This is a genomic window from Edaphobacter aggregans DSM 19364, assembly GCF_000745965.1.
Taxonomy (GTDB): Bacteria; Acidobacteriota; Terriglobia; order Terriglobales; family Acidobacteriaceae; genus Edaphobacter; species Edaphobacter aggregans.
Genome location: NZ_JQKI01000210.1, coordinates 1 through 6,711 on the forward strand (window position 1 = coordinate 1; position 6,711 = coordinate 6,711).

The 6,711-nt window shown below is 54.0% G+C and carries 9 protein-coding genes and 1 pseudogene; 5 read left to right on the plus strand and 5 right to left on the minus strand.

All coding sequences use genetic code 11. From position 1 onward, the window contains the following. Nucleotides 1–157: 157 nt before the first annotated feature. The 4 genes from Q363_RS29545 to Q363_RS39480 all read right to left on the minus strand — a co-directional run bounded on the left by Q363_RS29545 (nucleotide 158) and on the right by Q363_RS39480 (nucleotide 1,798). Nucleotides 158–367, minus strand: coding sequence for a nucleoside/nucleotide kinase family protein (locus Q363_RS29545; protein WP_169747186.1), 210 nt, complete (start codon nucleotides 365–367; stop codon nucleotides 158–160). Nucleotides 368–602: 235 nt separating this feature from the next. Continuing rightward, the gene (locus Q363_RS29550; protein ID WP_035357870.1) at nucleotides 603–1,070 is read right to left on the minus strand and encodes an RES family NAD+ phosphorylase; all 468 of its coding nucleotides are present in this window, start codon (nucleotides 1,068–1,070) and stop codon (nucleotides 603–605) included. After that, nucleotides 1,067–1,516, minus strand: coding sequence for a type II RES/Xre toxin-antitoxin system antitoxin (gene parS, locus Q363_RS29555; protein ID WP_051979519.1), 450 nt, complete (start codon nucleotides 1,514–1,516; stop codon nucleotides 1,067–1,069). The genes Q363_RS29550 and parS overlap by 4 nt, the downstream gene beginning before the upstream one ends. A 72-nt stretch (nucleotides 1,517–1,588) precedes the next feature. After that, on the minus strand, nucleotides 1,589–1,798 hold the full coding sequence (locus Q363_RS39480; protein WP_342667473.1) for an ATP dependent DNA ligase: 210 nt from the start codon (nucleotides 1,796–1,798) through the stop codon (nucleotides 1,589–1,591). Between the two features lie 110 nt (nucleotides 1,799–1,908). On the opposite strand from Q363_RS39480, the gene Q363_RS29560 reads away from it, so the two are divergent. Beyond that, nucleotides 1,909–2,970, plus strand: coding sequence for a nucleotidyltransferase domain-containing protein (locus tag Q363_RS29560; protein WP_035357881.1), 1,062 nt, complete (start codon nucleotides 1,909–1,911; stop codon nucleotides 2,968–2,970). Continuing rightward, nucleotides 2,970–3,704, plus strand: coding sequence for a sugar phosphate isomerase/epimerase family protein (locus Q363_RS29565; RefSeq protein WP_051979521.1), 735 nt, complete (start codon nucleotides 2,970–2,972; stop codon nucleotides 3,702–3,704). Before Q363_RS29560 ends, Q363_RS29565 begins: the two co-directional genes overlap by 1 nt. 701 nt (nucleotides 3,705–4,405) lie before the next feature. Here the strand turns inward: Q363_RS29565 and Q363_RS29575 are convergent. Then, nucleotides 4,406–5,194 carry an abortive infection family protein gene (locus tag Q363_RS29575; RefSeq protein ID WP_035357874.1) on the minus strand — a complete coding sequence of 263 codons (789 nt, stop codon included), beginning with the start codon at nucleotides 5,192–5,194 and terminating at the stop codon, nucleotides 4,406–4,408. A gap of 411 nt (nucleotides 5,195–5,605) precedes the next feature. Between Q363_RS29575 and Q363_RS29580 the strand changes: the two genes are divergently transcribed. The 3 genes and pseudogenes from Q363_RS29580 to Q363_RS43350 form a co-directional block, all read left to right on the plus strand. After that, entirely contained in the window at nucleotides 5,606–6,247 is a 642-nt protein-coding gene (locus tag Q363_RS29580; protein ID WP_157467850.1) for a recombinase family protein, read from the plus strand. A gap of 31 nt (nucleotides 6,248–6,278) precedes the next feature. Beyond that, nucleotides 6,279–6,521, plus strand: coding sequence for a hypothetical protein (locus Q363_RS29585; RefSeq protein WP_035357875.1), 243 nt, complete (start codon nucleotides 6,279–6,281; stop codon nucleotides 6,519–6,521). A gap of 4 nt (nucleotides 6,522–6,525) precedes the next feature. Then, nucleotides 6,526–6,711 (plus strand): annotated as a pseudogene (locus tag Q363_RS43350) (HNH endonuclease); the annotation flags it as partial.

A 6,711-nucleotide genomic window follows, 5' to 3' on the forward strand; every position in this document is an offset into this window, starting at 1 on the left:
CTTCCGCGCCACACCGATGATCGACCCGACTCCAAACTCATACTCCCGGCGAATCTGCTCGTATAACTCCACCTTGGCTCTCCAGTCCAACTCGCCCTCCGTCCCTCAGCGCCGCTGAGAAACAGGGTAGAGTCCGCTCTGCCCAGGGTGGGCCAACTTAAACCGCCAGAGTGAGCCAAATTAGAATGCCAAAATCAGTCGGCGTCACGAAGTGGTAGTCCTTGCCAGAGAGTTCGCCGCGTCGCGGTACTCTGGTGGTCACGGTGATGCCCTTGGTGAGCAAGGGCATGCGCTGAACAAGGGCTTGCGTCAGAGTGGTCTTGCCGGAGCCAGAAGGCCCGGCAATCAAGAATACGGTACGAGACAAAGGGCCTCCTTCCGACATAGCGGTAGTTGTGGACCGCGCAAATAATAATGGCCACCCCTTTGGGTGGCCGCTCGGTCAGTTTATAGATGAAATTTCGGTATATAGGGTGATGATCGGGTTATAGGGGTGGTACGCGGGAATCCTCCGCAGAGGAAACCCGTTCGCCCCCGTACCGGAGGCTAATCAAACTGGGAAGAGTCTACCATAGCCGGTGCTCCTTGGATGGAACGCGGTGTTAGACGCGGACTAGCCTTGTGTCGTACTGGAATGGTTCTGTACGGACTATCTTGATCCGCTGAAAGTCTGGGTGAACTGGATTGATCAGCCAGTTGTTTTCGACTGTCGCAAGAACTGAAGGGACAATCATGACAGCGGCCTTCGACTCTTTGACGAACTCGCTCCCAAGATCCTTGAGCGTAGTGGGTGCCGGATAGGTGCGCCAGTCCAATGGGAGGTCTTCCGCCCTGAACTGAACGCGACTTATGTCATCGGGTATCTCAGCCTGGGCGAGCACAAGGTCCGTTGGTAGCCTGTCTGGGTCGAGGTGAGCCAAATACTCGAGCATGGCCAGTGAGAGATGTTCCGCTGTATAGACCATTCGTGTTCCAGGATGAGACCACCGTCCGCCATAGCGGTAGCTTCCTTCCCCATCGAATGGCATATCAGCAAAAGGTTGTCGTAGCAGTCGATAGACGAGTGTCAACTCACACCACCGTACCCTATCCTGCCGAGTACGTTCTCGACCTCGCGAGCCCCTAGTTCGGTGTCGATGACTGCCAGCGGTGCCACCCCGCCAAGAACATGATTGGGACGCCTAAGCCATTGAATTGCCCTCTCGTGATCGCCTAGAAAATACTCAGCCAACACTACGATCCGAGCTAGCCTATACAGTCGATCCGACTCATATCGAGCCAAGCGACCTTCGTGCTTGCGGCGTTGCAAGCTGCGGATGCTGAGGTCGAGACTGGATGCGATCTCCTGCATGGACAGTCCTGATGATTCGAGGAAGCGCTCTACAGCGGAATGGGGAAAACCGGCACGGATTGCCGTACTCATCTCCTCGTTGGTGCGAACAGTTCGACCAAAGGAAGACTCCCCGCCAAGTTCATCAACGATGCCTGTCAGCTCGTTTACCATTATGTCGTCCATTATACCGCCAAGTGTCGTATTTGGTCGGCTTGCTATTATTCTCTTTTATTTCAATAGCTTGCGGAGCAAAGATTATGTTTCGCGGACGCCCATCCTTGGATCTTTGTCGTAACGCATCGTAACGAACTTCGTGTGACGCAGACGGCTGGCTGACGTCCATTCGAGAAATTCGATGTGGGCGACCGCCTTCGGCTTTAGCCAGACGATCTTTTTCATGACTTCAACTGTGATCCCTTCGCCCCACGGTCCACGGCCACGGTCTGGAAGATCACAGAATGTCACGCATCAACAAGTGCAGCAGGCTACGTCTAAGTCGGCGATTTCCACCGTATCCTTTTGGACGCTCGCGTCCCCGCTGATACGGTTGTAATTGAGATGGAATGGGGAGCTCGATGAAAGCGAACACGACAGAAGAGCTTGCGGCTGAATTGGGTGTTGATTGGCGATTCTTGGCTGTTGGACGAGAGAAAGCAGCAAAGGAGCTGATTCGGTTATTAGAGGCGTGTCGATCGCTAGTCGTTCCTGACACAAGCTTGGTAGTGTTCGGCTCTCTTGCGCGAGGTGAGTTCACAGACTCAAGTGACATCGATTGGACGCTCCTGATCGATGGAATTACGATTCCTGAACACGCGGAGGTAGCGCGACAGATAGGCGTAGCGCTTGATTCATTACAGTCCAAGCCGCCGGGACGAACCGGGACATTTGGAAACATAGCTTCGAGCCACAATCTAATTCACTTCATAGGCGGCGAAGACGATACGAATGGCAACACAACTCGGCGTTCACTGCTCCTATTGGAGGCTCAGGCTATCGGAGACCCCATTGTCTTCAATAGGGTCCGAAACAATATCCTCAAGAGATATTTAGAGGAAGATCTTGGTCTATGGAGAAATTCCACCAAAACTAAGATTCCGCACTTTCTTCTCAACGACTTCGCCAGATATTGGCGCACGATGGCGGTCGATTTCGCAGATAAGCAGCATGACCGCTCTCATGAGGGCTTCGCTCTGCGTAATATCAAATTGCGATTGTCTCGTAAGTTGCTGTACATTTCCGGCCTGCTAGCGTGCTTCCGGTGCCAGCTCGATTTTCCAGATGAGGCCGAGCGCCTCGCATTCTTTCAGTGCGACAACGCGGTGGCGGTTGCTGCCTTTATCGGTAACTTCTTAGACAAAACGCCATTGGACCTTACGGCTGAGACGTTGTCGAGATTTGTAGATAAGCCGCAGGCAATCGAAGCACTATTTAGCGCCTACGACTCCTTCTTAGCCGTACTCGGTGACTCCGCCCAACGGAAACATCTCGAGGATCTCACTCCCGAGCAGTTCGAGGTCGATCCAATCTATAAGGAAGCACGCGCAATTTCCCATAGGTTTGCCGAAGCGGTTCAGGAGATTTTTTTAACTGCAGATAACCCGATCGGTCAGCTTACGATCAGATACGGAGTTTTCTAATGAGCACACTTGGATATTCGACCGGTGCAATTGCGTTAGGAGATTTCAGTCACGCGCTCACACTCCTGTCTGCCTATAACTTCAATGCAGTCGAGCTATCGGCCCTTCGTATCGGCGAAATGGAGCCGCTGATTGACGCTTTGCCTACCCTGAGTTTGACGCAATATAGCTATATATCTTTTCATGCGCCCAGCTCCTTCACCGAACAAGAAGAGCCGCTCCTCATTAGACTTCTTCAGCGGCTCCCACAGAATTGGCCAATTGTTCTGCATCCTGACGCCATTCACGACGTGTCATCTTGGCGATCTTTAGCACCGCGATTGGCGATTGAGAATATGGACAAGCGGAAAGGAATGGGCCGATCGGCCGCAGAGCTCGTTCGGTTTTTCGACTTGCTGCCTGGCGCAAGGATGTGTCTCGACCTAGGCCACGCTCGACAAGTCGACTCATCTATGGTCGGGGCATATCAGTTGCTGAGAGCGTTTGGCGACCGCATTGTGCAACTTCACGTGAGTGAAGTTGATACCTCCAATCAGCACGACATAATCTCCAGAGCGGCGGAGCTAGCTTTTTCCCAAGTGCGACGCTTTATCCCTCACGATGCAGCAATCATTCTTGAGAGTAGAGTCGCGGAGTCGCAAATCCAATCTGAAGCTGACAAAGTCCACAATATACTTAGCGATCCTACCGAGGAACGGTCAGTCAGCCATGCTCGCTTACGCCTAAGCAACTGAATGGATGTCCGCAGAACGTGTTCCGTCCGTTCTGACATGCAAGTCGCTTCAGGGCTTGATTCTTTGGCCGTCTGCGCTTTCGAGGTCGAGGGAAGGGAAGTAACGTTGCTGGTTTCGTTCGTGGTGGCGATGGTGCTCATTGGGTGAATCCTCCGTTTTTGAATGGCCTTGCTGTGTTTGCTAACAAACACGCCTTGGCCCTGGCCCACGCCAAGCAGGGGAGGCAAGTGCAAGGACAGGGGTATCTCCCACCCTTGGAGAGGAGCGGTAGTGGAACGGAAAGGGCGGCCGAAGGCGGGTCTGCACAAGCGCAGCGCGGAAGACTGGGGACACTCCTTGTCGCGCGCCAGGGACGGAGTTCCTCACGAAGGCTTGGTTACTTTGCTTTGCGCGGAGCGCATGAATATTTGCATTTGGGGAGGGCGTTGCGGGAAGGAACGGACCGCAGAGGAGGGTGTCGGAAGACGGCAGCTCATCGCCGGCTGGAGGCAGGGAGGAAACATCCTTCCCTCTATTTGGCGCCTAATCACTCTTGCTCTTACTCAGAGGCTCTCGAAGAGGATTGTTTCTCTCGCGAAGACAGTGGCACTAGGATCGACACACGTCTTTTGAGGATTGCGCGTGACATACTGAACCCTTCGTTGCCTAGCTCTCGCGAAGAGTATCAGGTCCTTGGGCGGAAGCAGCCAACTAGTGAAAGATCATGGTTTGCTTCTCAATTGCTTCTCCTCCAGGTCTCCTAGGAATCTGATGGAAGCGGAAACGCTAGCGAAGATGAAACGGGCCTCGCTACGGCTGAGCAAAGCATCGTTGTCGTGAGCAAGTGTTTGGTTGTTGCGTACATGATTAAATTCGTCCAAAATGCGAGCTGATGACTTCAGAATTTCTGAGGCCATTTTGGAATCGAGTACGTTTCTGTCGCGCAGATCATTGGCATACTCACCCAAGAGTGAGTTTGCCGTCGTTTTCTGATCTGGTGTTCGCTTGAAATGACGGCTATAAATTGCTCGGATGAATTTGACTGCGAAGGTATGCAGTCTGTCCAGAGCGACTTCCGGTCTATCGCTGTCGATCGCTGCTCGGAGTTCCTTCGCGAGCACTTCAAAGTCCTGCTCGTTGGTGTTTGGTGTGAGAGCAGCAGCGTCCTCAATTTGTGCCCCTTGGCGGAGTCGGTCTGCGACGGCGCGAGCGCGTTGCCGAGTTGCTTCGTCTACTGGTCGATAGCTGTTTTCCTCAAGTGTGCTTTCCAATTCGAAGAGAGCCGCGAGCAGCTTGCCGGCTATGTAGTTAGGCTGGGTGTTAAAGATGTGGCGCAGGCGTTTCGCCTTCGATCCACCGTTGGCGTCCATCCCGTGCGCGTAGGGATCGATCCCGACCGCATCAAGGACAAACTCGCCAAATGTGCGGTCACTGAAATTAAGCACATAGCCGTCACCCATCCGAAGAACCTTTTCGATGCTCTGCTTCTCGACAATGGAAAAATCGGCCATGATCTTCGTCTCAGTCCTTGTACTTCTGAGGTATACACTCAGCAACGCTCAGGCGGAAAGCCGCCGTGATTTGAGCAGTTGACCATTGATCCATTGCTACGCCCGGTGTGCGGGCGCTTCTCAGCTGCCTTCACCATGAAGGCTATCCAGCAAATCCACAACTTTTGGGATTGATGAACAGGGGGCGCGATGAAGACCCATCGATCTACATTGCGCACAAGGTTTCACGGTGACCGAATTGCTCACAGTCGCACCAACCCTTGTCACTCGCGCAGCGACATTGCCACCTTCAAGAATGTGTTCTTCTTCCGTCATAGACTCGTGTGTCTTTGGGGTATAGCCCAACCCTACGTCCGACACGGGGCGAAATAATGTCGCAATAGAGTTTATTTCTGAGTTATTGTACAGGTAATGACGAAGGTCAAAGAGTCTATTCGGACACCTCGGCCGGCTCGAACGCGCAAGCGGTCCAAAGGCCAACAGGTCGGCTACCTGCGCGTCAGCTCCCTGGATCAAAACGAGGTCCGCCAGCTCGAAGGGCTGGCCCTGGACAAAAGATTTACTGACAAAGCCTCCGGCAAGGATGCAAAGCGTCCCCAACTGGAGGCCATGCAGAGCTTCGTCCGCGAAGGCGACACAGTGTTTTGTCACTCGATGGACCGGCTGGCCCGCAACCTTGATGACTTGCGGAGAATAGTGCTGGGTCTGACGGAGCGGGGTGTGCATATCGTCTTTGTGAAGGAAAACTTGACCTTCACCGGCGAGGATTCGCCCATGTCGAATCTGTTGCTGAGTGTCATGGGAGCGTTTGCTCAGTTCGAGAGAGAGCTAATCCGCGAGCGCCAGCGAGAGGGAATTGCGATTGCAAAAAGGGAAGGGAAGTACACCGGCAGAAAGCCATCGTTGTCAGCGACTCGCGCGGCCGAGTTGCGCCGGCGAGTCGCTGATGGTGACTCGAAGGCTGCGCTTGCTCGTGAGTTCGGCATCAGCCGGGATACGCTATATCGGTATGTTCCGGTCAAAAAGCGCCGCGCTGGCAAGCTTGGAAAATGAATCGTATGCAGGGAATCGGAGGAGGGAATCGATGAGCGAATCGGAGATGCAAGCCGAGTTGGAGCGCCTACGGGCTGAGAATGCCCAGCTCAAGAGCAAAGATAAGGGTGGCCTCACTCTGAAGGTGAGCGAGAAAGGCGGGGTATCTCTGTACGGCATGGGCCGGTTTCCGGTCACGCTCTACAAAGAACAGTGGCTCCGCATCCTGGCGAGTGCGCCGGAGATCGAGGCGTTCATCCGCGAAAACGACTCCAAGCTGAAAACGAAGGAGTAGGGCTTTGAAGAAGGGGATCCAGACCGCAATTTGCTGTCCCTGCGGGAACGAGAAGATCCTCGCCCTGGGCCTCTGCGCGACCTGCTACACGCTGAAACGGCAGGATGCCGAGTATTTCGGGGGCCTGCGAGAGCAGGTCTTAGAGCGCGATAGATATGCTTGTAGGGTGTGCGGTGACCCCGATCCTGGG